Source organism: Streptomyces sp. M41(2017), assembly GCF_002078175.1.
Lineage (GTDB): Bacteria > Actinomycetota > Actinomycetes > Streptomycetales > Streptomycetaceae > Streptomyces.
Map to the genome: position 1 here is coordinate 1,335,098 of NZ_MWFK01000001.1, position 21,904 is coordinate 1,357,001.

The 21,904-nt window shown below is 73.1% G+C and carries 20 protein-coding genes; 10 read left to right on the forward strand and 10 right to left on the reverse strand.

Annotated elements, in window-relative coordinates; translation table 11 throughout:
- Positions 1-30: 30 nt before the first annotated feature.
- Genes B0675_RS05840 through hutU form a run of 3 tightly spaced genes read right to left on the reverse strand, consistent with a single transcriptional unit; the run spans position 31 to position 4,279 of the window.
- Positions 31-1,389, reverse strand: a complete 1,359-nt coding sequence (locus B0675_RS05840; RefSeq protein WP_081217677.1) for a formimidoylglutamate deiminase — start codon at positions 1,387-1,389, stop codon at positions 31-33.
- The gene (locus tag B0675_RS05845) at positions 1,386-2,609 is read right to left on the reverse strand and encodes an allantoate amidohydrolase (RefSeq protein WP_081217678.1); all 1,224 of its coding nucleotides are present in this window, start codon (positions 2,607-2,609) and stop codon (positions 1,386-1,388) included. Before B0675_RS05845 ends, B0675_RS05840 begins: the two co-directional genes overlap by 4 nt.
- Positions 2,606-4,279, reverse strand: coding sequence for a urocanate hydratase (gene hutU, locus B0675_RS05850; RefSeq protein WP_081217679.1), 1,674 nt, complete (start codon positions 4,277-4,279; stop codon positions 2,606-2,608). The genes B0675_RS05845 and hutU overlap by 4 nt, the downstream gene beginning before the upstream one ends.
- 175 nt (positions 4,280-4,454) lie before the next feature.
- Between hutU and B0675_RS05855 the strand changes: the two genes are divergently transcribed.
- The 5 genes from B0675_RS05855 (at position 4,455) to B0675_RS05875 (ending at position 8,726) form a co-directional block, all read left to right on the forward strand.
- Complete coding sequence (locus B0675_RS05855) at positions 4,455-6,095, forward strand: diaminopimelate decarboxylase (protein ID WP_241539708.1); 1,641 nt, start codon at positions 4,455-4,457, stop codon at positions 6,093-6,095.
- 440 nt (positions 6,096-6,535) lie between these two features.
- Positions 6,536-6,943, forward strand: coding sequence for a hypothetical protein (locus B0675_RS05860; RefSeq protein WP_081217681.1), 408 nt, complete (start codon positions 6,536-6,538; stop codon positions 6,941-6,943).
- The gene (locus B0675_RS05865) at positions 6,940-7,755 is read left to right on the forward strand and encodes a hypothetical protein (protein ID WP_081217682.1); all 816 of its coding nucleotides are present in this window, start codon (positions 6,940-6,942) and stop codon (positions 7,753-7,755) included. Before B0675_RS05860 ends, B0675_RS05865 begins: the two co-directional genes overlap by 4 nt.
- A 64-nt stretch (positions 7,756-7,819) precedes the next feature.
- Positions 7,820-8,335 carry a roadblock/LC7 domain-containing protein gene (locus B0675_RS05870; RefSeq protein ID WP_081217683.1) on the forward strand — a complete coding sequence of 172 codons (516 nt, stop codon included), beginning with the start codon at positions 7,820-7,822 and terminating at the stop codon, positions 8,333-8,335.
- Between the two features lie 16 nt (positions 8,336-8,351).
- Complete coding sequence (locus B0675_RS05875; RefSeq protein WP_081217684.1) at positions 8,352-8,726, forward strand: hypothetical protein; 375 nt, start codon at positions 8,352-8,354, stop codon at positions 8,724-8,726.
- A gap of 50 nt (positions 8,727-8,776) precedes the next feature.
- Here the strand turns inward: B0675_RS05875 and B0675_RS05880 are convergent, their stop codons facing one another.
- The 3 genes from B0675_RS05880 to B0675_RS05890 all read right to left on the reverse strand — a co-directional run bounded on the left by B0675_RS05880 (position 8,777) and on the right by B0675_RS05890 (position 12,010).
- Complete coding sequence (locus tag B0675_RS05880) at positions 8,777-9,346, reverse strand: hypothetical protein (protein ID WP_081217685.1); 570 nt, start codon at positions 9,344-9,346, stop codon at positions 8,777-8,779.
- Positions 9,347-9,509: 163 nt separating this feature from the next.
- A complete protein-coding gene (locus B0675_RS05885; protein ID WP_241539709.1) occupies positions 9,510-10,472 on the reverse strand; it encodes a MurR/RpiR family transcriptional regulator in 963 nt (320 codons plus the stop codon).
- Complete coding sequence (locus tag B0675_RS05890; protein WP_107482566.1) at positions 10,469-12,010, reverse strand: aromatic amino acid ammonia-lyase; 1,542 nt, start codon at positions 12,008-12,010, stop codon at positions 10,469-10,471. The genes B0675_RS05885 and B0675_RS05890 overlap by 4 nt, the downstream gene beginning before the upstream one ends.
- Positions 12,011-12,224: 214 nt before the next feature.
- Between B0675_RS05890 and B0675_RS05895 the strand changes: the two genes are divergently transcribed.
- A complete protein-coding gene (locus B0675_RS05895; RefSeq protein ID WP_081217686.1) occupies positions 12,225-12,665 on the forward strand; it encodes a hypothetical protein in 441 nt (146 codons plus the stop codon).
- A gap of 469 nt (positions 12,666-13,134) precedes the next feature.
- Here the strand turns inward: B0675_RS05895 and B0675_RS05900 are convergent, their stop codons facing one another.
- Positions 13,135-14,529 (reverse strand): cystathionine beta-synthase, encoded by a 1,395-nt coding sequence (locus B0675_RS05900; RefSeq protein WP_081217687.1) that lies wholly within the window; start codon positions 14,527-14,529, stop codon positions 13,135-13,137.
- 144 nt (positions 14,530-14,673) lie between these two features.
- On the opposite strand from B0675_RS05900, the gene B0675_RS05905 reads away from it, so the two are divergent.
- The 3 genes from B0675_RS05905 (at position 14,674) to B0675_RS05915 (ending at position 18,688) form a co-directional block, all read left to right on the forward strand.
- Positions 14,674-15,699 (forward strand): SGNH/GDSL hydrolase family protein, encoded by a 1,026-nt coding sequence (locus B0675_RS05905; RefSeq protein ID WP_179165255.1) that lies wholly within the window; start codon positions 14,674-14,676, stop codon positions 15,697-15,699.
- A 667-nt stretch (positions 15,700-16,366) separates the two neighbouring features.
- On the forward strand, positions 16,367-17,587 hold the full coding sequence (locus B0675_RS05910; protein WP_081217689.1) for an acetyl-CoA C-acetyltransferase: 1,221 nt from the start codon (positions 16,367-16,369) through the stop codon (positions 17,585-17,587).
- 294 nt (positions 17,588-17,881) lie between these two features.
- On the forward strand, positions 17,882-18,688 hold the full coding sequence (locus B0675_RS05915; RefSeq protein ID WP_081217690.1) for a hypothetical protein: 807 nt from the start codon (positions 17,882-17,884) through the stop codon (positions 18,686-18,688).
- Positions 18,689-18,748: 60 nt separating this feature from the next.
- On the opposite strand, the gene B0675_RS05920 is transcribed toward B0675_RS05915, so the two are convergent.
- Positions 18,749-19,060, reverse strand: coding sequence for a hypothetical protein (locus B0675_RS05920; RefSeq protein WP_179165256.1), 312 nt, complete (start codon positions 19,058-19,060; stop codon positions 18,749-18,751).
- 104 nt (positions 19,061-19,164) lie between these two features.
- On the opposite strand from B0675_RS05920, the gene B0675_RS05925 reads away from it, so the two are divergent.
- Complete coding sequence (locus tag B0675_RS05925) at positions 19,165-19,395, forward strand: DUF4287 domain-containing protein (RefSeq protein ID WP_081217692.1); 231 nt, start codon at positions 19,165-19,167, stop codon at positions 19,393-19,395.
- A 107-nt stretch (positions 19,396-19,502) separates the two neighbouring features.
- On the opposite strand, the gene B0675_RS05930 is transcribed toward B0675_RS05925, so the two are convergent.
- A complete protein-coding gene (locus B0675_RS05930) occupies positions 19,503-20,384 on the reverse strand; it encodes a Bax inhibitor-1/YccA family protein (RefSeq protein ID WP_081217693.1) in 882 nt (293 codons plus the stop codon).
- Positions 20,385-20,598: 214 nt separating this feature from the next.
- A complete protein-coding gene (locus B0675_RS05935) occupies positions 20,599-21,804 on the reverse strand; it encodes a 4-hydroxybenzoate 3-monooxygenase (RefSeq protein ID WP_081221615.1) in 1,206 nt (401 codons plus the stop codon).
- Between the last annotated feature and the right edge of the window lie 100 nt (positions 21,805-21,904).

The window sequence follows — 21,904 nt, forward strand, 5'->3', positions numbered from 1 at the left end:
CGGGCGATGGGCCCCGCCGTCCGGCTCCGGTCAGGCGCGCAGGGCCTCGACGGCGTCCGCGAGCGCCGTCGGCACGTCCGGTACGAGGGTGTGCGCGCCGTCGCGCACGATGTGGCGGCCCGCGACGACCGTGTGCCGGACATCGGCCGCGGTGGCCGCGAAGACGGCGGTCTCGGCGCCGAGGCGCGGCACCGGTCCCGCCGTTCTGACCGAGTCGAGGGCGATCGTCGTGAAGTCGGCGAGCGCGCCGGTCTCGATGCTGCCCGCGTCGTCCCAGCCGAGGGCCGCGTGGCCGTCGGCGGAGGCGGCGCGCAGCAGGGCGGCGGCCGTCCAGTGACCGCGGGTGCGGGTGCGCAGCCGTTCGTTCAGCTCCATCGCGCGGGCCTCTTCGAGGAGGTCGATGACGGCGTGGCTGTCGGAGCCGAGCGACAGGGGCGAGCCGGCGCGCTGGAGGGCCACGGCGGAACCGATGCCGTCCGCGAGGTCGCGTTCGGTGGTCGGGCACATGCAGGTGCCGGTGCCGGAGCCGCCGAGGAGGGCGACGTCCTGGTCCGTGAGGTGGGTGTTGTGGACCCCGGTGGTGCGCGGGCCGAGGACGCCGTGGTCGGCGAGGAGCTGGGCGGGCGTGCGGCCGTGGGCGGCGCGGCAGGCCTCGTTCTCGGCGGTCTGCTCGGACAGGTGCACGTGGAGCGGGGCGCGCCGTTCCTCGGCCCAGCGCGCGACCGTGGCCAGTTCGCCGGCGGGCACGGCCCGTACGGAGTGGATCGCCGCGCCGATCCGGGCGTGATCCTGGTCCTTGAGGAGTGAGGCGCGTTCCGCCCAGGCTTCGGCGGTGCCGTCGGAGAAGCGGAGTTGGTGCTGGTTGGGCGGCTGGCCGAAGGCGGAGGAGAGGTAGGCCGTGTCGAGCAGGGTGATGCGGATGCCGGCGTCCGCGGCGGCGGCGACGAGTGCCTCGCCCATGGCGTTCGGGTCGGCGTAGCGGGTGCCGCCGTGGGCGTGGTGGACGTAGTGGAACTCTCCGACGGCGGTGACTCCGGCGAGCGCCATCTCCGCGTACACCGCGCGGGCCAGGGCGTGGTAGGTCTCCGGGGTCAGCCGGTCGGCGAAGGAGTACATGATCTCGCGCCAGGTCCAGAAGGTGCCGGAGCCGACCTGGACGGTGCCGCGCAGGGCACGGTGGAAGGCGTGCGAGTGGGCGTTGGCGAGGCCGGGGAGGGTGAGTCCGCGGAGGATCTCGGCGCCGGGCGGCGGGGTGTCGACGCCGGTGCGGACCTCGGTGACGCGGCCGTCCTGGCCGGCCCCGGAGCCGCCGGTGGACACGGTCACGGTGACGCCCGGCTCGACGTGGGTGTCGAGCCAGGCGTGTTCCAGCCAGTACGTCTGCGTCACCTGCAGGCCAGCCCTTCGAGTACGTCGGCGAGTGCGGTCACCCCGGCCACGCAGTCGTCCTCGGCGGCGAACTCGGCCGGGGAGTGCGAGACACCGGTGGGGTTGCGTACGAACAGCATGGCGGTCGGGACGGTGCCGGAGAGGATTCCCGCGTCGTGTCCGGCGCCGGTGCCGAGTACGGGCACGGCGAGGGCGGCGTCGCGTTCCTTGCCGAGGATGCGGGCGAGTTCGTCGCGCAGGGCGTGCTCGAACTCGACGACGGGGGTGAACGACTCGCGGACGACGTCGAGTTCGACGCCCTGCTCCTCGGCGTGGGCCCGGGCCGCCTTCTCGATGCCGGTGACCACGGTGTCGAGGGTGGCCTGGTCGGCGGCGCGGGAGTCGAGCCAGCCGCGGACCAGGGAGGGGATGGCGTTGACGCCGTTCGGTTCGACGGAGATCTTGCCGAACGTGGCGACGGCACCGGCGAGCCGCGCCTCCTGCCGGGCGCTGAGCACGGTCTCCGCGTACGACAGCATCGGGTCGCGGCGGTCCACGAGCCGGGTGGTGCCCGCGTGGTTGGCCTCGCCGCGGAAGTCGAAGCGCCAGCGGCCGTGCGGCCAGATGGCGCTGGCGATGCCGACCTGGTCGCCGCCGATGTCGAGGGCGCGGCCCTGCTCGACGTGGAGTTCGACGAAGGCGCCGATCCGGCCGAGCCGTTCGGGGTCGGGGCCGATGGCGGCGGGGTCGTACCCGGCGCGCTCCATGGCCTGGGGGAGGGTGATGCCGTCGGCGTCGGTGAGGCGGTGCGCCTGCTCGACGGTGAGCTGTCCGGCGGCGAGCCGGGAGCCGACGCAGGCGAGCCCGAAGCGGGCGCCCTCCTCGTCGCCGAAGTTGACGATGGCGAGCGGCTTGGTGAACCGCGCGCCGCGGGCGCGGAGTTCGTCGAGCGCGGCGAAGGAGGAGACGACGCCGAGGGGGCCGTCGAAGGCTCCGCCGTCGGGGACGGAGTCGAGGTGCGAGCCCGTGACCACGGCGTCGCCCGCGGCGGGGTCGCCCAGCCAGGCCCACTGGTTGCCGTTGCGGTCGAGTTCGCAGGTGAGCCCGCGGGACTCGGCCTGCTGCCGGAACCAGGCGCGGCAGTCGGTGTCGGCGCCGGTCCAGGCGAACCGGCGGTAGCCGCCGGAGGCGGAGCTGCGGCCGATCGGCAGCAGCTCCGCCCACATGCTGTGGAAGGTCACGCGGTGCCGCCTTCGTCGCCCTCGCGCATCGGGATGCGCACACCGCGCTCGTCGGCGACGGTCTCGGCGATGTCGTAGCCGGCGTCGACGTGGCGGATGACGCCCATGCCGGGGTCGTTCGTCAGGACGCGGCGGATCTTCTCGCCGGCGAGCTTGGTGCCGTCGGCGACGGAGACCTGGCCCGCGTGGATGGAGCGGCCCATGCCGACGCCGCCGCCGTGGTGGATGGAGACCCAGGAGGCGCCGGAGGCGACGTTCACCATGGCGTTCAGCAGCGGCCAGTCGGCGATCGCGTCGGAGCCGTCGAGCATGGCCTCCGTCTCGCGGTACGGGGACGCGACGGAGCCGCAGTCGAGGTGGTCGCGGCCGATGGCGAGGGGGGCGGCGAGCTCGCCGGAGGCCACCATGTCGTTGAAGCGCTCACCGGCCTTGTCGCGCTCGCCGTAGCCGAGCCAGCAGATCCGGGCGGGCAGGCCCTGGAAGTGGACGCGCTCGCCGGCCAGCTTGATCCAGCGGTGCAGCGACTCGTTCTCCGGGAAGAGGTCGAGGATCGCCTTGTCCGTCTTGTGGATGTCGGAGGCCTCGCCGGACAGGGCGGCCCAGCGGAAGGGGCCCTTGCCCTCGGAGAACAGCGGGCGGATGTAGGCGGGGACGAAGCCGGGGAAGGCGAACGCCCGGTCGTACCCGGCGAGCTGGGCCTCGCCGCGGATCGAGTTGCCGTAGTCGAAGACCTCGGCACCCGCGTCCATGAAGCCGACCATGGCCTCGACGTGCCGCGCCATGGACTCGCGGGCGCGGGTCGTGAAGCCCGCCGGGTCCTTGGCGGCCGCGTCGGCCATGTCGTCGAAGTCGATGCCGACGGGGAGGTAGGCGAGCGGGTCGTGGGCCGAGGTCTGGTCGGTCACGATGTCGATGGGCGCGCCCTCGGCGAGCATCCGCGGCAGCAGCTCCGCCGCGTTGCCCAACAGGCCGATGGAGAGCGGCCTGCGCTGGTCGCGGGCCTCGACGGCGAGCTGGAGCGCGTGCTCCAGGGAGTCGGCCCTCACGTCCAGGTAGCGGTGCTCGATGCGGCGCTCGATGGCGCGCGGGTCGACGTCGATGCAGATGGCGACGCCGTCGTTCATCGTCACGGCGAGGGGCTGGGCGCCGCCCATGCCGCCGAGGCCGGCGGTCAGGGTGATGGTCCCGGCGAGGGTGCCGCCGAACTTCTTCGCGGCGACGGCGGAGAAGGTCTCGTAGGTGCCCTGGAGGATGCCCTGGGTGCCGATGTAGATCCAGGAACCGGCGGTCATCTGGCCGTACATGGTGAGGCCGAGGGCCTCCAGACGCCGGAACTCCTCCCAGTTCGCCCAGTCGCCGACCAGGTTGGAGTTGGCGATGAGGACGCGCGGGGCCCACTCGTGGGTCTGCATGACACCGACGGGGCGGCCGGACTGGACGAGCATCGTCTCGTCCTGCTTGAGGGTGCGCAGCGTGCGGACCATGGCGTCGAAGGAGCGCCAGTCGCGGGCGGCCTTGCCGGTGCCGCCGTAGACCACGAGCTTGTCGGGGTGCTCGGCGACCTCGGGGTCGAGGTTGTTCTGCAGCATCCGAAGGGCGGCCTCCTGCTGCCATCCCAGGGCGCTCAGTTCCGTACCGCGCGGTGCTCGGACGGGGCGGGGTCCTGACATGGTCTGCCTCCCAGCGGACTGTTGCTATGGATATTCACATCCTCACCCCTTGAATAGGCCTAGTCAATAGCTCCACGGAAGGCTCCTGGCGGTCACCGATGTTTGGCTGGGATCCATGGGCGCAGAGATGGACGGGGCGGGAGATCCGCCGTTCGACGGGGTGAGTGGGGCTGCGATGTCTTCGGCAGGAACGTCCGGACCGTCTTCGGGCGACAGGACAGGGAGCGGGAACGGGAACGGGACACCGGAGCGGGCCGGGGCACCGGGCGGGAACCGGCCACCGGGACGCGGCCGGGGCGGCGAGCCGGACGTCGGCGGATCCGGGAGCGCGGCGGCCGGCCCCGGGGCGGGCGGCGCGGCGCCGGACCGGGGCGGAAGCGGCGCCGCCGACGGAAGCGGTGTCGGCGCCGCCGCCGTGGCGGCCGCGGACGCCGAGCGGATCGCCCGGCGGGACGACGCCGTGCGGGCCGCCGTGGAGCAGGGCCTCCTCACCCCGGAGCAGCCCGTCGTCGCCCTGCTCGACGTGCCGGGCATCCGGGCCTCGGCGGCCGCCCTGCGCGCCGCCTTCGACACCGTGACCGCGCCCGGCACCCCCGTGCTGCACGCCTTCGCGGTGAAGGCGGCGCCCCTCGTGCCCGTCCTGCGGCTGCTGGCCGACGAGGGCGTCGGCGCCGAGGTGGCGAGCCCGGGAGAGCTGGCGCTCGCCCGCGCGGCCGGGGTGTCCCCCCGGCGGACCGTCCTCGACTCCCCCGCCAAGACCCCCGCCGAACTGCGCGAGGCACTGGCACTCGGCATCGCGGTGAACGCGGACAACCCGCAGGAGCTGGAGCGGATCGACGCCACGGTGCGCTCGGCGCCCACCGGCTCGCCCATCGGACTGCGGGTCAATCCGCAGGTCGGCGGCGGTTCCATCGGAGCGCTGTCCACGGCCACGGCGACCTCGAAGTTCGGCGTCGCGCTCCGGGACGAGGGCGCCCGCGCGTGGATCCTGCGGGCGTACGCCGACCGGCCCTGGCTGACCCGCCTGCACGCCCACTCGGGGTCGCAGGGCATGCCGCTCTCGCTGATGGCGCAGGGCGTCGCGGAGACGTACGCGCTGGCGGAGGAGATCAACCGGCACGTCGGGCGGCGGCAGGTCGACACGATCGACATCGGCGGCGGACTGCCGGTCAACTTCGGCTCCGACGCGACGGCCCCGACGTACGCGCAGTACGCCCGGCTGCTCGCCGAGGTGGTGCCGGGTCTGTTCGACGGGCGGTACGGGCTGGTGACCGAGTTCGGCCGGTCGCTGCTGGCCAAGCACGGCACCGTCGTGGCGCGGGTCGAGTACGCGAAGAGCGCGGGAGGACGCGCGATCGCCGTCACGCACGCGGGGGTCCAGGTGGCGGCCCGCACGGTGTACGCGCCGGGGGCCTGGCCGCTGCGGATCGCCGCGTACGACGCCAAGGGCCGCCCCAAGACCGGGCCGGACGTGGTGCAGGACATCGCGGGCCCCGCCTGTTTCGCGGGCGACCTGCTCGCCGAGGGGCGGGCCCTGCCGCTGCTCGAACAGGGCGACCTCGCGGCCGCGCTGGACACCGGCGCGTACTACTTCGCCCACCACTACGCGTACAACTCCCTCGCGCGGCCGGGCATCTACGGCTTCGCGCCGGACGGCGGCACGGGACACGACACCACGGAAGGCGACGGCCTGACCGACGGCGGAGGCGGCGCCGGCGGCGGTGTGCGGTTCGCCGTGGTCCGGGAGCCGCAGACCGTGGAGGAGATCGTCGCGGAGTCGGGCGGCGCGCACGGCCCGTCGCTCACCGCCCTGTAGCAGTCGCCCGCCCAGGCCCGTCGCGGCGCGGGGCCCCTCACCGAAGGGCTCCCTCTCGCGGCAGGGCGCCTCCGGGAACCCGCTCCCGCATCCGTCGGGAACCCGAACACGGGCCCGCGCGTCCGAGGAGCGTGCCGTCGGCTGGATCTCCCGCCGGAACCGGCGGCGCGCCCCGCCGTCTCGCCGTCGCGCGGGCACCTTCCCGGCGCGTGCGGCAGGCCGCGCGCCCTCCTCGGCCCGTGGGCGCCCCCGTCGTGCGCCCCAAGGCCGCACAAACCGCCCACCTGCGGTTTCAAGGGTACGGGAAAATATGGTCAGTTGACCCACCTTAGTCATCCCGGGCATGTTCCACAGGAAAATGCCGGATCACTCACTCATCGCGCACACAGTGCGTAACTTCTGCGTCACTCGGCCGAACCCTTGGCGGGAGGGGAGACACGGTGCCCGGAATCGACGAGTGCCTGCTGGAAGCCATGACACTGCCCGGTGCGCGGGGTGCCTCGGTGGTCGACTGGACCAGCGGGCTGGCCCTGGGCACGGTCGGCGACGCGCCGGGCGACGACCACGAGACGACCGCGGCGGAGGCGGCCGAGCTGGCCCGACTCGCCGCCGAGAACCGGTCGTTCGCTCCGAAGGACGGCTCCGACTGGTCCGAGTGGTCGGACCAGGAGACCCCCATCGAGGACCTGATCATCAGCAACCGCGACAGCTACCACGTCCTCCGGTTCGTGCGGACCAGCTTCGACAGCAGCGTGTTCCTGCACCTGTGGCTGGGCCGCTCGGACGGCAACCTCGCACTGGCCCGGATCCGGCTCGGCGAGATGGCCGGACGGCTGGTGCTCGTATGACGACCGTCAGAACCCCTCCCCCGCCCCGGCTCCCGGTGCGCGACAGGGCTCCGAGCACCGAGGCGGGCGGCGTCTCGCCCATGCTCGGGCGGCTCGCCGCCGAGCGGGCCACCGGCGTCCTCATCCGCGAACGCGGCACCCTCTACCTCGCCGACGGCGAGGTGGTGCACGCCGAGAGCCCGTTCACCCCCGGCATCGACGTGCTGTTCTCCGCCCGCGGGGTGCTGGACCCCGAGGTCTGGCGGGAGGCCGTCGCCCTGGCCGGCGCGCGCCGCCGGGTGGGCCGGTTCCTGATCGACAGCGGCCGCATAGCGGAGGGCGCGCTGCAGCTGTGCCACCTCGGCTCGCTCTACGACGCCGCGTACTTCGTGCTCGGCCCCAGCAGCACCCCGAGCCGCTTCCGGTACGGTGCCGCGCACTGGTTCGGCCCGCTCCGCCCCGTACCCGTCGCCGCCCTGGAGCGCGAGACGGTGCGCCGGCGCGAACTGCTGCACCGCATATGGCCCGACGCGGCGACCGACACCGCCCCGCTGCGCCGCGCCGGCCTCGCCGCGGGGCCGGCGATCCCGCTGCGCCAGGAGGCCGTCCTCGGCCGGGTGGACGGCGTCCGCACGGCGGCCGAGGTGTCCGCGGCGCTCGGCCGGCCCGCCTTCCACACGCTGGTCGACCTGCGCCGGCTCGCCGCCGCCGGCCTCGTGACGGCCGCGCCCGCGGTGCGGCCGCCCTCCGTGCCCGGCGTGCTCACCCAGTCCTCCAACGATCCCGACGTCGCCCTGCTGCGACGTCTCAGAGACGCGCTGGAGGCCTTGTGAGTACCGACCCGCGGGAGGCCTTGTGATCCGCGCGCTGCGACAGCGTGCCGAGAGGAGACTGCTGATGGCGGCGGAGCCCGAAGTCCTCGACGAGCTGCACCGGTTACGGGCCCGGGTGCCCCAGCTGACCGGAGCGCTCGCGGCCAGCGCCGACGGTCTCGTCCTCGCCCACGACACCCCCGGCGTCGAGCCGGACGGTCTGGCCGCGCTCACCGCGGCGGCCCTCGGGGTCGCCATCCGGATGGCGGACGCCACCGGCCAGGGCGACCTGCGCGAGCTGCTCGTGCGCGGTGTGAACGGCTATGTGGCGACCTACGCGGCGGGCGGTTCCGCCGTGCTGACGCTGCTGGCCCAGGACCGCGTCAACGTCGGCCGGCTGCATCTGGAGGGGCGGCGCTCCGGCACCCGGATCGGGGAGCTGGTCGACGCCGCCGCCGCGCGCGGCGAACCGCCCGCCGCCCCGGCCAAGCAGGCGCCGAAACCCTCACCGGGCATGCCGCGGCGTCCTCCGCGCGGCACGACACCCGCCCGGCCCACGACCACACCTGTCACCAACCACCCCAGCACATCCGAAAGTTGAGAAGGAGCACCCCATCATGACGAACACCGAGACCGCCCTCAAAGAAGCCCTGGCGTCCATCGAGGGCGCGACCGGAGCGGCGCTCGTCGACTACACCAGCGGTATGGCGCTGGGCACCATCGGCGGCAGCAAGAGCTTCGACCTCACCGTCGCGGCGGCCGGCAACACCGACGTGGTCCGCGCCAAGCTGCGCACCATGGAGCACCTGGGTCTGAAGGGCGAGATCGAGGACATCCTGATCACGCTCTCCGACCAGTACCACCTGATCCGGCTGATGAAGGGGCGCGGCGGGAACGGACTGTTCCTGTACCTCGTCCTCGACCAGAAGCGGGCCAACCTGGCGATGGCCCGCCATCAGCTCAAGCGCATCGAGACGGATCTGGAGGTCTAGGGCCTGTCGTCCGGATCATGCGGCGGGTCGAGCGACGACCCCGCGACGGGTCAGCGACGCCGTGCCCCTCCGGGCGCGGCGTCGCCCGCTGCCGGGCCGGTGGTCCGTACGGCCTTGACCGGCTTGCCCGCGGGGGCGCCGGCGCGCGGTCCGAGCCAGTCGACGCGCACCCAGATCAGCTCCTGCCCGGCCTGTTCGATCCGGCCGAGGCGCCCGGCCTTCAGCCACAGTCCGACGCCCGCGCCGGCGAGCAGCATGCCGCCCGCGGCGGGCAGCACGAAGGAGCTGCCGAGCGCGGCGGCGAAGGCGAGCAGGAGCCACCAGCTGTGGCCCCGGCGCCAGTTGCGGACCGTCACGGCGCGGTCCTGGAGCACGTCCTGCTTGCCGGCGCGGGCGGCGGCCCGGACCAGGGCCGCGTACCGCTTCCTGCGCCGGGCAGCCACGACGACCACCGCGACGAGGAAGAGCACGGCCCCCGCGAGGACCCCGATCCTGCGCCCGGTCAGCCCGGGGATGAGCACCCCGATGCCGGCCGCGAACACCCCGCACCACCACAGCGGTGCGGCTCCGGCCCGCACCACGACGGCCATCCGGGCCAGCCCCTGTCCTCCGTGCGCCATGTTCCGCCTCCTGTCCCCGCACGTCCGCGCAACGGACGTGCCGCCGGCAGGCGCCGCGCCCGTTGTCTCTTCGGGCGCGCAGGCTAGCGGCGGAACGTGAGACGAATCTGAGAACCCGGGGGCCGTACGGCAGCCGTCGGCCACCCGGGTGGGAGCGCGCCGCCTACTCCACGAACAGCCCCCGTGCGGCGGCGCGGGCGTCGAACTGCTCCAGTCGCGCCTGGGCGTCCGGCAGGTCGTCGCACATGGCCTCCAGCAGGACACGGCCCAGCAGCATCGGCGCGCACGCCGTGTCGAAGGCGAGGCCGGTGCCGACGGCGGCGGGGATCAGCAGGTCGGACACCTTGGCCACCGGCGCGAACGCCGAGTCCGCGACGGTGACGACGGTCAGTCCGGCCTCCTTCGCGTGGCCGAGGGCGTCGACGACCTCGCGCGGGTGCCGGGGCAGCGCGAAGCAGAGCAGGGCGGTGGCCCCGGCGCGGACGGCCGCGTCGATCCGGTCCTGGAGCATCGTGCCGCCTTCGTGCAGCAGCCGGACGTCGGGGTGGACCTTGGCGGCGAAGTAGGCGAAGCCGTAGGCCTGGGAGGCGGCGGCGCGCAGGCCGAGGACGGGCAGCGGGCGGGACGCGGCGAGCAGCCGGCCGGCCCGGGCGACGGGCCGCGGGTCGGCGAGGGCCTCGGCGAGGTGCCGCAGGTTCTCGATCTCGGCCTCGACGGCCTGCTGGTACTCGTTGTAGGCGGTCGTGTCGGTGGCCGGCTCGGCGGGCGTGACCTCGCGCAGGTGCCGGCGCAGCGCCGGGTAGCCGTCGAAGCCGAGGGCGACGGCGAAGCGGGTGACGGAGGGCTGGCTGACCCCGGCGAGTTCGGCGAGTTCGACGCTGGAGAGGAACGGCACGTCGGCGGCGCTGCGCACCATGCTGTGCGCGATGCGCCGCTGGGTGGGGGTGAGCCGGCGTCCCTCGAAGAGGGCCTGGAGGCGCCCGGCGGGGCTGTCGTTCACCCGCGTCCCGCCGTCGTCTGCGGAGCCTGCGGTCACCGAGGCGTCCCCGTCCGCGGCACCGGTCCCGTGCGTGCCCCCGCCCGCGTCCTCGCCGGTGTGCGTGCCTGCGGCCTTGTCCGCGCTCATGGCGTGCTCCCCCTCCAGATGTCCGTGAACCGGTCGAGCAGTGCGGCGGCCGCCGTCACGTCGTCCGTGAGCGGCCGGTCGGCCTGCTCGGCGTCGAGTGCCGCCTCGGCCAGTTCCAGCGCCCGTCCGGCCGGCAGCTCCGGGTCGGGCCGCAGGCCGCGCTGGCGCAGCGCCCGTACGGCGGCGACCAGTTCACAGCCGACGACGAGACGGTACGCGTCGCACGCCCGCAGCGTCTGACGTGCGGCGAGCGAGGCGAAACTCGCCTGTTCCTCGACGCCCCGGGAGAGTACAGCGTGGCCGAGCGAGGCGGGCGCCGAGAACGCCCGCAGGTCACCGAGGGCGGCACCGGCGGCGTACTCCAGGATCATCACGCCGGAGGACGCCGCCTCCTGGTCCGCGAGGAAGGGGCGCAGGCGGGTGTACGCGGGCTCGTTGAGGGTGGAAAGGCGCGAGGTGGACAGCCGTGCGACCTGGGTGACGGCGAGCCGGAAGTGGTCCAGGGCGAGAGCGAGTTGGGCCTGGTAGAAGCCGCCGTGGTGGTAGGCGGCCATGTCCTCGGCGGAGATGAGCGGGTTCTCGGCCGCGGCGTTGATCTCGACGGCGAGTACGTCCTCCAGGGCGTCCGCCGCGTCCTGCGCGGGGCCGTGTATCTGCGGCAGGCAGCGGAACCCGTACGGGTCCTGGATCCGGCCGAGGGGTGGGGTGGGACGGTCCGCGGCGCCGATCAACTCCCGCATCCTGCGGGCCACTTCCACCGATCCCCGGTGCGGGCGGGCGGTGTGCACGGGGGCCGCGTACGCCTCGTGGGAGCCGTCGACGGCCAGCAGCGACAGAGCGGCGACGACCTGGGTGGCGCCGATCAGCCCGCGCAGTTCGTGCAGCGCGAGCGCGGCCTGTCCGAGGGTGAGCGCGTTGCTGCTGATGAGGGCGAGGGCGTCGTTGTTGTCGAGCGGCTGCGGTACCGGGGCCAGGGCGGTCGGCGTGGCCCCGTCGGGACCCCGCCAGGGGTGTTCGCCGGCGAGGGCGAGGCCCAGCTGGGCGAGGGCGGCGATGTCGCCGGTGCCGACGGAGCCGAACGCGTTGACGACCGGGAAGACACCGGTCTCCAGCGCCTCGCAGAGGGCCGTCACGACGCTGGGGCGCAGTCCGGCGCCGCCGGCCAGGAGCTGGTTGGCGCGGACGGCGAGCATGGCACGGACCTGGCGTGCGGGGAGTTCCTCGCCGATGGCACCGGCGTGGCTGCGCAGCAGGCGCAGGCCGTGGTCGGCGGCCGCCTCGGTGGGCACGTCCTCGTTCCGGTTCGCGCCGACCCCGGTGGAGCGGCCGTAGACGCGGCCGGTGGCGGCGATCTGCCGGGCGGCGTCCCAGGAGACCTCGGCGCGCTTCATGCCGTCGGTGCCGGGAACCGGCCGGGCGAGCCCGTCGGCGAGCCGTACGACGTCGTCCACGCCGGTGCCGCGGCCGTCCAGGACCACGAGCGGGACGTGCGCCGGGCGGGCCACCGCACTCGACGTGTCCACAGTCTGCGACGACATCACGCGCACACCCTCCTCGGTCCGGACGCCGGATCCTGCCCGGCGGCCTTCGGCGGCCGGCGGTCGGCGCCGGCCCCGTTGCCAACCTATTCAGACAGGGAGAACTCTGCATGACGGTATGCAGGGCGGGCAAGGGACCCGGGGGGTCAGCCCCGCCGTAACAGGGGGGCTAACCCCAGTGCCACGGGGCCCGCGGCTGCCTAACGTGAGAGGCATGACCGGTATGGATGCCCGCCACGGCGACGCCGAACTGAAGAAGGAACTCGACGCCACCCTGCACGCGCGCAGGGAGCTCGGCGACGAGTACGAGTCCGCGCTCGTCGACTCGTTCCTGGAGAAGGTCGAGCAGCGCCTCGACGGAGCGGTCGACCGCCGGGTGCGGCGCCAGCTCGCCGAGCAGCAGATGGTGGCGGCGCGCGGCGCGCGTTCGCCCCAGTCGTCCGACTCCTGGGGCGAGCGGTTCGGCTTCGGGATCGTCTCCCTCGTGCTCGCCGTCCCACTGTCCGGGATCGGCGGCGGGGTCGCGGGCCTGAAGGGACTGCTCGTCGCCTGGGTCGGCATCGTCGGCGTGAACGTGGTGCAGGCGGCGCGCCTGTCCCCGGACTTCTTCGGCCGCCGCAGGTCCGGCCGGGGCGGCTCGGACTGGGAGGACTAGATTCCGCCCGCCTCACGGGACTCTCCGGGGCTCTGGACGACGGACACACGTGAGGGCCCGGTACTCGGTCGATCCGAGTACCGGGCCCTCGTGACGTATAGCGCGGGGACCGCCGCACCCCCGTTACCGGGGGGCGGGACGACGGCGGTCCCCGCGAGGGACGCGTGCCGGGTCAGGGCCGGGCGTGCGCGTCCTTGGCGTCCATGGAGGTCCGGGAGCCGCTCCGGAGGTCCTTGGCGCCGTTTTGGCGTCGGCCGGGGCGGGGAGCCGCTCCCGCCCTGCCGACATCCACCAATGTGCCGGACGCGTGTTAAGCGGGTGCTGCGTGGACGTGACGCGCTCGTACCACTTCCGCGAAGTTCGCCCCGGACGGGCCGGGAAGATCCGCCAGGCGATCCGGTACGGGTCCCCGGACGCACGGACGCACGACACCGGGACGGTGTCGTGCGTCCTGAACAGCGGCTCCGGGCTACTGGCGGGCGCCGCCCTTAGCCAGGAAGGACAGCAGGTCCTGACGGCTGACGACACCGGTGGGCTTGCCCTCGACGAGCACGATCGCGGCGTCGGCGGTGCCGAGCACGGACATCAGGTCGCCGACCGGCTCACCGGAACCGACCTGCGGCAGCGGCGCCGACATGTGCTTCTCCAGCGGGTCGTTCAGCGAGGCCCGCTGGGTGAACAGCGCGTCGAGCAGCTCGCGCTCCACGACCGAACCGATGACCTCGGCGGCCATCACGTCCGGGTGGCCGGCGCCCGGCTTCACGATCGGCATCTGCGAGACGCCGTACTCGCGCAGCACCTCGATGGCCTCGCCGACGCTCTCCTCCGGGTGCATGTGGACGAGGGACGGGATGGAGCCGTGCGCCTTGTCCTTCAGCACGTCGGCGACGCGCGCGTTCGGGCCGGTGTCCTCCAGGAAGCCGTAGTCGGCCATCCACTCGTCGTTGAAGATCTTGCTGAGGTAGCCGCGCCCGCTGTCGGGGAGCAGCACCACGACGACGTCGTCCGGGCCGAGGCGCTCGGCCACGCGCAGCGCGGCGACCACGGCCATGCCGCAGGAGCCGCCGACGAGCAGGCCCTCCTCCTTGGCGAGGCGGCGCGTCATCTGGAAGGAGTCCTTGTCGGACACGGCGACGATCTCGTCGGCGACCGTACGGTCGTACGCGGTCGGCCAGAAGTCCTCACCGACGCCCTCGACGAGGTACGGGCGGCCCGAACCGCCGGAGTAGACGGACCCCTCGGGGTCGGCGCCGACGACCTGGACCCTGCCGTCGCTGGCGTCCTTCAGGTACCGGCCGGTGCCGGAGATGGTCCCGCCGGTGCCCACACCCGCGACGAAATGGGTGATCTTCCCCTCCGTCTGCTCCCACAGCTCGGGGCCGGTCGAGTGATAGTGCGACAGGGGGTTGTTCGGGTTGGAGTACTGGTCGGGCTTCCAGGCTCCGGGCGTCTCACGGACCAGCCGGTCGGAGACGTTGTAGTACGAGTCCGGGTGCTCCGGGTCCACGGCGGTGGGGCAGACCACGACCTCCGCCCCGTACGCGCGCAGCACGTTGATCTTGTCGGTGGAGACCTTGTCGGGGCACACGAAGATGCACTTGTACCCCTTCTGCTGCGCCACGATGGCGAGGCCCACACCGGTGTTACCACTGGTCGGCTCGACGATCGTGCCGCCCGGCTTGAGGGCGCCGCTCTCCTCGGCGGCCTCGATCATGCGCAGGGCGATGCGGTCCTTCACGGAACCGCCGGGGTTGAAGTACTCGACCTTCGCCAGGACGGTCGCCTGGATGCCCGCGGTCACGTTGTTGAGCCTCAGCAGCGGGGTGTTGCCGACGAGGCTGATCATCGAGTCGTGGAATTGCACCGTTGTCTCCGGAGCTGCGTTTTTTACAGGAATGGTCCCGTCAGCCTACGGCCCTGGGCAGGCGTTCACGCCCCGTTGAGATTGGCCGACCTCCTCTTCGGGGCAAGCAGTGGTTGTACGGCTACGAGGAGGTGGCGGCGACGGATGTCGAGCTTGTCGAGGGCGAGGGTGGCCCGGCGGATCGCTGCGGGAGCGGCGTACGGCGGTGGCGGGGTCGGGCTGGTGGGCGCGGCGGCCGTCGGTCTGGTGCTGGCGGAGGTGCAGCTGGCGAAACGGCACGTGGGCAACGGACACGCTCCGTACGCCCCGCGGGCGGACGGTCTGTACGGGTACGACTACGCGGGCGCCTCGCCTGACGAGCCGCCGCTGCGTCTGATGATGCTCGGCGACTCCACGGCCGCGGGCCAGGGTGTCCGCCGGGCGCGCCAGACGCCGGGGGCGCTGCTGGCGTCGGGGCTCGCCGCGGTGGCGGAGCGGCCGGTGGAGCTGTGCAACGTGGCGCTGCCCGGGGCCCAGTCGGACGACCTGGACCGGCAGGTGGCGCTCGCCCTGTCGGACGGCTCCCAGCTGCCGGACATCTGCGTGATCATGGTCGGCGCGAACGACGTGACGCACCGGATGCCGCCGACGCGGTCCGTGCGCCATCTGTCGGCCGCGGTACGGCGGCTGCGGACGGCCGGCGCGGAGGTGGTCGTCGGCACGTGTCCCGACCTCGGGACGGTCGAGCAGGTCCAGCAGCCGCTGCGGTGGCTCGCCCGGCGGGCGTCCCGCCAGCTGGCCGCGGCACAGACGATCGGCACGGTCGAGCAGGGTGGGCGCACGGTGTCGCTGGGCGACCTGCTGGGGCCCGAGTTCGAGGCGAATCCGCGGGAGCTGTTCGGGCCCGATCACTACCACCCCTCGGCCGAGGGGTACGCGACGGCCGCCATGGCGCTGCTGCCCACGGTGTGTGCCGCGCTGAGTCTCTGGCCGGAGGAGGAGCGGCCGGACGTCTCGCGCAACGAGGGGTTCCTGCCGGTCGCACGGGCCGCCGCGGAGGCGGCGTCCGAGCCCGGCACGGAGGTGGCCGCCGCCATGCCGACGGGGCCTCGCGGCCCCTGGGCCCTCCTCAAACGCCGCCGACGCCGCCGCCTCCCCGCCACAGACCCGACCCCGGCCCCGTCGACCTGACCCAGCCCGGGCCGGGCGGCGTCGACCTGACCCAGCCCGGGTCGGGGAGCGTCGACCTGCCCTGCCCGGCCCACCCCGCTGTCACCTGCGGGCGCGCGGTCCTGCTCGCGCAGTTCCCCGCGCCCCTGGAGGGCTTGCCCTGACCGGCACCAAGAACGGCGCCCGGGGGACCCGCACCGTTCGCGCAGTTCCCCGCGCCCCTGGGCATCCCACCCCGGCCGGCACCAAGAACGGCGCCCGGGGGGAGCCGCACCGTTTCGCGCAGTTCCCCGCGCCCCTGGGGGGCTTGCCCCGGTCGGCACCAAGAACGGCGCCCGGGGGGAGCCGCACCGTTTCGCGCAGTTCCCCGCGCCCCTGGGGGGCTTGCCCCGGTCGGCACCTGGGCGCGCCCCGGGGGCCTGGCCGAGGGGAGGGGAATTCAGCCCCTCCGGCGTTTGAGGAGCGGGGTCCGGGGCGGAGCCCCAGGTGGGGGGACACCAGCGCCGGGCGGCCGATGAAACCCGGCAGGGAAAACGAACCCCCCTCCCCCAAGGCGCCCCCGCCAGAAAAAAGCAAGCGCTTGGAAAGTGCGGCCCGTGTCACACGTCGAGACCGGTGACCCGGGCGGTACGTGCGGGTAACTTCCCAAGCAGCCCTGCACACATCCCAGAGCGCCAATGGAGCCGTGATGCCCGAAGCCGTGATCGTCTCAGCCGCCCGCTCCCCGATCGGCCGCGCCTTCAAGGGCTCCCTGAAGGACGTGCGTCCCGACGACCTGACCGCCACGATCATCGAGACCGCCCTGGCCAAGGTCCCCGGGCTCGACCCGAGGGACATCGACGACCTGATGCTCGGCTGCGGCCTCCCCGGCGGCGAGCAGGGCCACAACCTCGCCCGGATCGTGGCCGTGCAGATGGGGATGGACCACCTCCCCGGTTGCACGATCACCCGTTACTGTTCCTCCTCGCTGCAGACCTCCCGCATGGCCCTGCACGCCATCAAGGCCGGCGAGGGCGACGTCTTCATCTCGGCGGGCGTCGAGATGGTGTCGCGGTCGGTCAAGGGCACCTCCGACGGCATGCCGGACACCCACAACCCGCTCTTCGCCGACGCCGAGGCCCGCACGGTCGAGGTCGCGCAGTCGGAGGGCTCGTCCTGGCACGACCCGCGCGAGGACGGCCTCATTCCGGACGCGTACATCGCGATGGGCCAGACCGCCGAGAACCTGGCCCGCCTCAAGGGCGTCACCCGCCAGGACATGGACGAGTTCGGCGTCCGCTCGCAGAACCTCGCCGAGGAAGCCCTCAAGAACGGCTTCTGGGAGCGGGAGATCACCCCGATCACCACCCCGGACGGCACGGTCGTCAGCAAGGACGACGGCCCGCGCGCGGGGGTGACGCTGGAGGGCGTCCAGGGCCTCAAGCCCGTCTTCCGTCCCGACGGCATGGTCACCGCCGCCAACTGCTGCCCGCTGAACGACGGCGCCGCCGCCCTCGTGATCATGTCGGACACGAAGGCGCGCGAGCTCGGCCTGACCCCGCTCGCCCGCATCGTCTCGACCGGCGTCACCGGCCTGTCCCCCGAGATCATGGGCCTCGGCCCGGTGGAGGCCAGCAAGCAGGCGCTGCGCCGCGCCGGCCTCACCGTGGGCGACATCGACCTGTTCGAGATCAACGAGGCCTTCGCCGCCCAGGTGATCCCGAGCTACCGCGACCTGGAGATCCCGCTGGACAAGCTGAACGTGAACGGCGGCGCCATCGCCGTCGGCCACCCCTTCGGCATGACCGGCGCCCGCATCACCGGCACGCTCATCAACAGCCTCCAGTTCCACGACAAGCAGTTCGGCCTGGAGACCATGTGCGTCGGCGGCGGCCAGGGCATGGCGATGGTCATCGAGCGTCTCAGCTAGGACACCCGCGAACTCCCGTCACCCTGTGGGTGACGGGAGTTGAACGCACGGTGACCGAAACGGCCCAGACTCCCACAACCACCGGGACTCTGGGCCGATTTGTGATCCAATCCCATCCAAGATGTGACCTATGTCCCTCCCGACCGGCGTTCGCGCAGGTCAAAGTAGTTACGTGGCTAAACCCCGGCCCCAAAGTCCTGTCCCATTTGTGACGTTACGCACTGACAGTTTGGTGGTTCTCCCTTCAAGCTGATGTAGGAAGTCGGGGGCCGACTTTGAACCGGGAGTACGTCAGTGAGCGCCATGCCGATTGCTTTGCTGCTCACCACCGCCGCCACCGCGGCCGTGGGCGTCGCCGCTCTGCGCACCCTGCGGGGTCTGCGCCGGCAGGTCGCGGCCCTGCACAACGAACTGGTCGAGAGCCGCGCCGGTGACGCGCGCGGCCTCGTGCCCGCGGCGCGTGGAGCGGCCGACGCGGACGAGATACGCACGGCCGTGGCCGAGGCGCTCGCCGAGGAGCGGGAGCGCGAGCTCGCCGAGGCGCGGGCCTTCTGGGCCGCCCAGGAGGCACGGGACGCCTCCGACGCGCCCTCGCTGCTCGGCCTGCCCGACAGCGAGCTGTTCCTGCCGCGCCACTCGGACTTCATGGGCCTGGAGCACCTGGAGCCGGTGACCGAGGCCGGTCCCGACGTGGAGGACTTCCTCCAGGGCGGCACCTCCGGCGACTCGCCGGAACTCGCCGCGGCCCGCCGCCGGCACCCCTCGCATCCGGACTTCGTCCCCGTCCAGTCACCCGTGGTCGACGACCACGAACGCACGGTGGCCTGCCTGGAGGAGCTCGCCGAGTCGCGTACGGAGCTGGCGGACGTCCGTCCCGGCCCGCTCGGCACGCTCGACGTCTATGTCTTCGCCGACGGCACCACGCTGTGCATGACCCCGGGCCACCGCGAGACCGCCGAGCAGCTCGCCGCCGCGCTGGACGCCGGTGAGACCCCGGTCCTGCTGGGCGGCTCCGGCGTCTCGGGCGCGTACGCCCTGACCTTCGCCTTCGGCGAGGAGAACGTGTACATCCTGGCGGACCGCGTCATAGCGTCCCTGTGACGTCGGCGCCACGAGCGCCCCACCCAGCGGCACACCGCGCGCCGGAGTCGATCCAGTGGATCAGACCCCGGCGCGTTTCTGTGCCTCCGCGACGAGCGTGACCGCGTCGGCCAGTTCGTCCTCGTCCTTCAGTACGAGCGCCAAGTCGTGCGCGGCGACGGTGATTTGGTCGGCGGCGGCGAACATCCCGGCGTCGGGCATCTCCCGCGGCTGCCCCGCGGGGTCCTCGACCCGCTGGGTGCGCAGTGCGAACTCCCTGGCCAGGCCCAGGGCCTCGGCCGCCGCACCGCGTTGCAGGCGGCTCTGCGGCGCGGCGCGCAGCCGGTCGGCGAAGTGGTCCACGGCTCGGGTCAACGGCGTCGTATCCAGCACGCCGCGAGACTACGCGCAGCGACGGGACTGTTGCCAACGACCCGACGCTCAGGCACGGTGGCGTGAAGGACCGGCTTACATCCCCTTTGCGTCCGGAGGCGCCGATGTCCCACGTCTTCTCCGAGGAGACCCATCGCAATCTGCTCGCCCGCATCCCCCATTGCACCGGTCGTGAGATCTCCGACTGGATCCGCACCGTCGACGAAGGCCCCTCCCTCTTCCGCTTCGAGGAGAAGGTGAGCTGGCTCCGCGCCGAGCACGACCTCGCGTACGGCCACGCCAAGGCGATCATTCACGAGTACGACCTGAGGAGGGCCGCGCGCAACCTTCGGTGAGCGCGCGCACGACCGAGACGACCGGCACCCACGACGAAGGGCCCGCGAACCGGTGAGGTCCGCGGGCCCTTCGTGTCGGTCGACGGCCGCGGGGGCCGCCGGCGCCGCTAGTCGTCGCCGCTGAAGATGGCGACCAGCCGCAGCATCTCGACGTAGATCCACACGAGCGTGAGGGTCAGGCCGAACGCGGCCAGCCACGCCTCGTCCTTCGGCGCGCCGTAGGCGATGCCGTCCTCGATCTGCTTGAAGTCGAGGGTGAGGAAGAAGGCGCCGATCAGGATCGCCAGGATGCCGACGATCGCGCCGAGCGGGCCGTTGCTGCGCAGACCGCCGTCCGGGGCGACACCGAAGGCGACCAGCAGCAGGTTCACCGCCAGGACGACGACGAACGCGATGGCGATGGTCATGCCGATGCGCGCGTACCGCGCGGTGACCCGGATCCAGCCCGCCTTGTAGACGAGGAGGGTGGCGCCGGTGACCGCCATGGTGCCGAGCACGGCCTGGAAGGGTGCGCCGGACCACTGCGAGTTGTACATCTCGCTGATGACCCCGAGGAAGACACCCTCGAAGGCGGCGTACCCGATGATCAGGGCCGGTGTGGCCTTGCGCTTGAACGACTGCACCATCGCCAGCACGAAGGCGACGAGCGCCGAGCCGATGGCCAGGCCGTAGCTGGTGCTGGAGACCGGCAGCAGCGCCCAGGCCAGGACGGCACCGACGACGACGGTGCCGAGGGTCATGGCCGAGCGCATGACGACGTCGTCCATCGTCATACGGCCGGCGGAGGCCGGGGCCTGCGGCGGGGCGCCGTACTGAAGGTCCTGCTGTGCGTACGGGTTCTGCGCGTAGGGGTTGCCGCCCTGCTGGGCGTACGGGTTCCCCTGCGTGCCGACAGCGGGTCCCCCGGCCTGCGGCGCCGCGTTGAAGCCCGCGTAGCCGTTGTCGCGGCTGAACCCCCGTCGCGAGAAGACCGGGTTACTGCTCCTCATTTCACTCCTCCATGGCCACCCTGCGTGGCCTTGGCTCAAGAGTAATAGGTAGGCAAAGGACTGACCCTAGTGCTTGGGGAGGATCTTTCCCTTGTGGTGCCACCGTACGCGTGTGCCCCCACGCACGCCCGTACTGGTACGAAGCCGTGACCACCGGCTTCGAGGGCTCTCGTGCCCTGTCAACCGCCCTTGATCCCTTCTTGTTCCGCCGCGCCTACGGCCTGGGCGCCCCGCCCGGTGCCGCGGCCTCGAAGGGGAAGCCCGTGTAGCCCTCGGCGAGGTCGGCCGCCGCCGACCGGGACGTGGCGAACCGCTCCAGCCGGGCGAGCTGGAGGCGGTCCTCGAAGGGGCTCGCGGCGGGGTCGCGGTGCAGCAGGGTCGTCATGTCGTACGAGAACCGTTCGGCCTGCCAGACCCGGGCGAGACAGGTCTCGCCGTAGGAGTCGAGCAGGGCGGCCGATCCGGTGTCCCGGAGATGGACGAGGGCGCGCGCGAAGGTCACGACGTCGCCGACGGCGAGGTTGAGGCCCTTGGCCCCGGTCGGCGGCACGATATGGGCCGCGTCACCGGCGAGGAAGAGCCGGCCGTGCCGCATCGGCTCGTGGACGTGGCTCCGCATGGGGGTGACGGACTTCGCCGTGACGGGGCCCCGGCGCAGCCGCCATCCGTCGGTGGTCTCCAGGCGCCGCTCCAGCTCGTCCCAGATCTCCTCGTCGCTCCAGGCCGCGGGGTCGGTGCCCTCGGGCACCTGGAGATAGAGCCGGGAGACGGTGGGCGAGCGCATGCTGAGCAGGGCGAAGCCCCGGTCGTGGCGGGCGTAGACGAGTTCGTCGTGCGAGGGCGGCACGTCGGCGAGGACGCCGAGCCAGGCGAACGGGTAGGTGCGCTCGAAGACGCGGCTGAGCGCGGCGGGCACGGCCCGGCGGGCGACACCCCAGAAGCCGTCGCAGCCGACGACGTAGTCGCACTCCAGGACGTCCTCGCGTCCCTCGTGCCGGAACCGCACGCGGGGCCGGTCGCCCTCCGCGCCCTCCACGGCGAGCGCCTCGGCCCCGAAGAGCAGCGGACCGCCCTCCTTGAGCTGGAGCGCGATGAGGTCCTTGCACACCTCGGTCTGCGCGTACACCATCACGGACCGTCCGCCGGTGAGTGCCGGGAAGTCGATCCGGTGCCGCCGGCCGGCGTGGCGCAGCTCGATCCCGTCGTGGCGCAGCCCTTCCCGGTCCATCCGCTCCCCGGCGCCGGCGGCGCGGAGCACGTCGACGGTCCCCTGCTCCAGGATCCCCGCCCGCTGCCGCTGCTCCACGTAGGCGCGGTCCCGGCTCTCCAGGACCACGGCGTCGATCCCGGCACGGTGCAGCAGCCGGGCCAGCAGCAGCCCCGCCGGACCGGCCCCGACGATCCCCACGGTGGTACGCATCGGCACGCCCCTTCGCTCCCCTTGTTCGCCTGGTGAAATTTCCTTCACCTTTCGGAAGGGAGTCTCCGCCGCCGCACGACCGCTGTCAACGGCCGTCCGG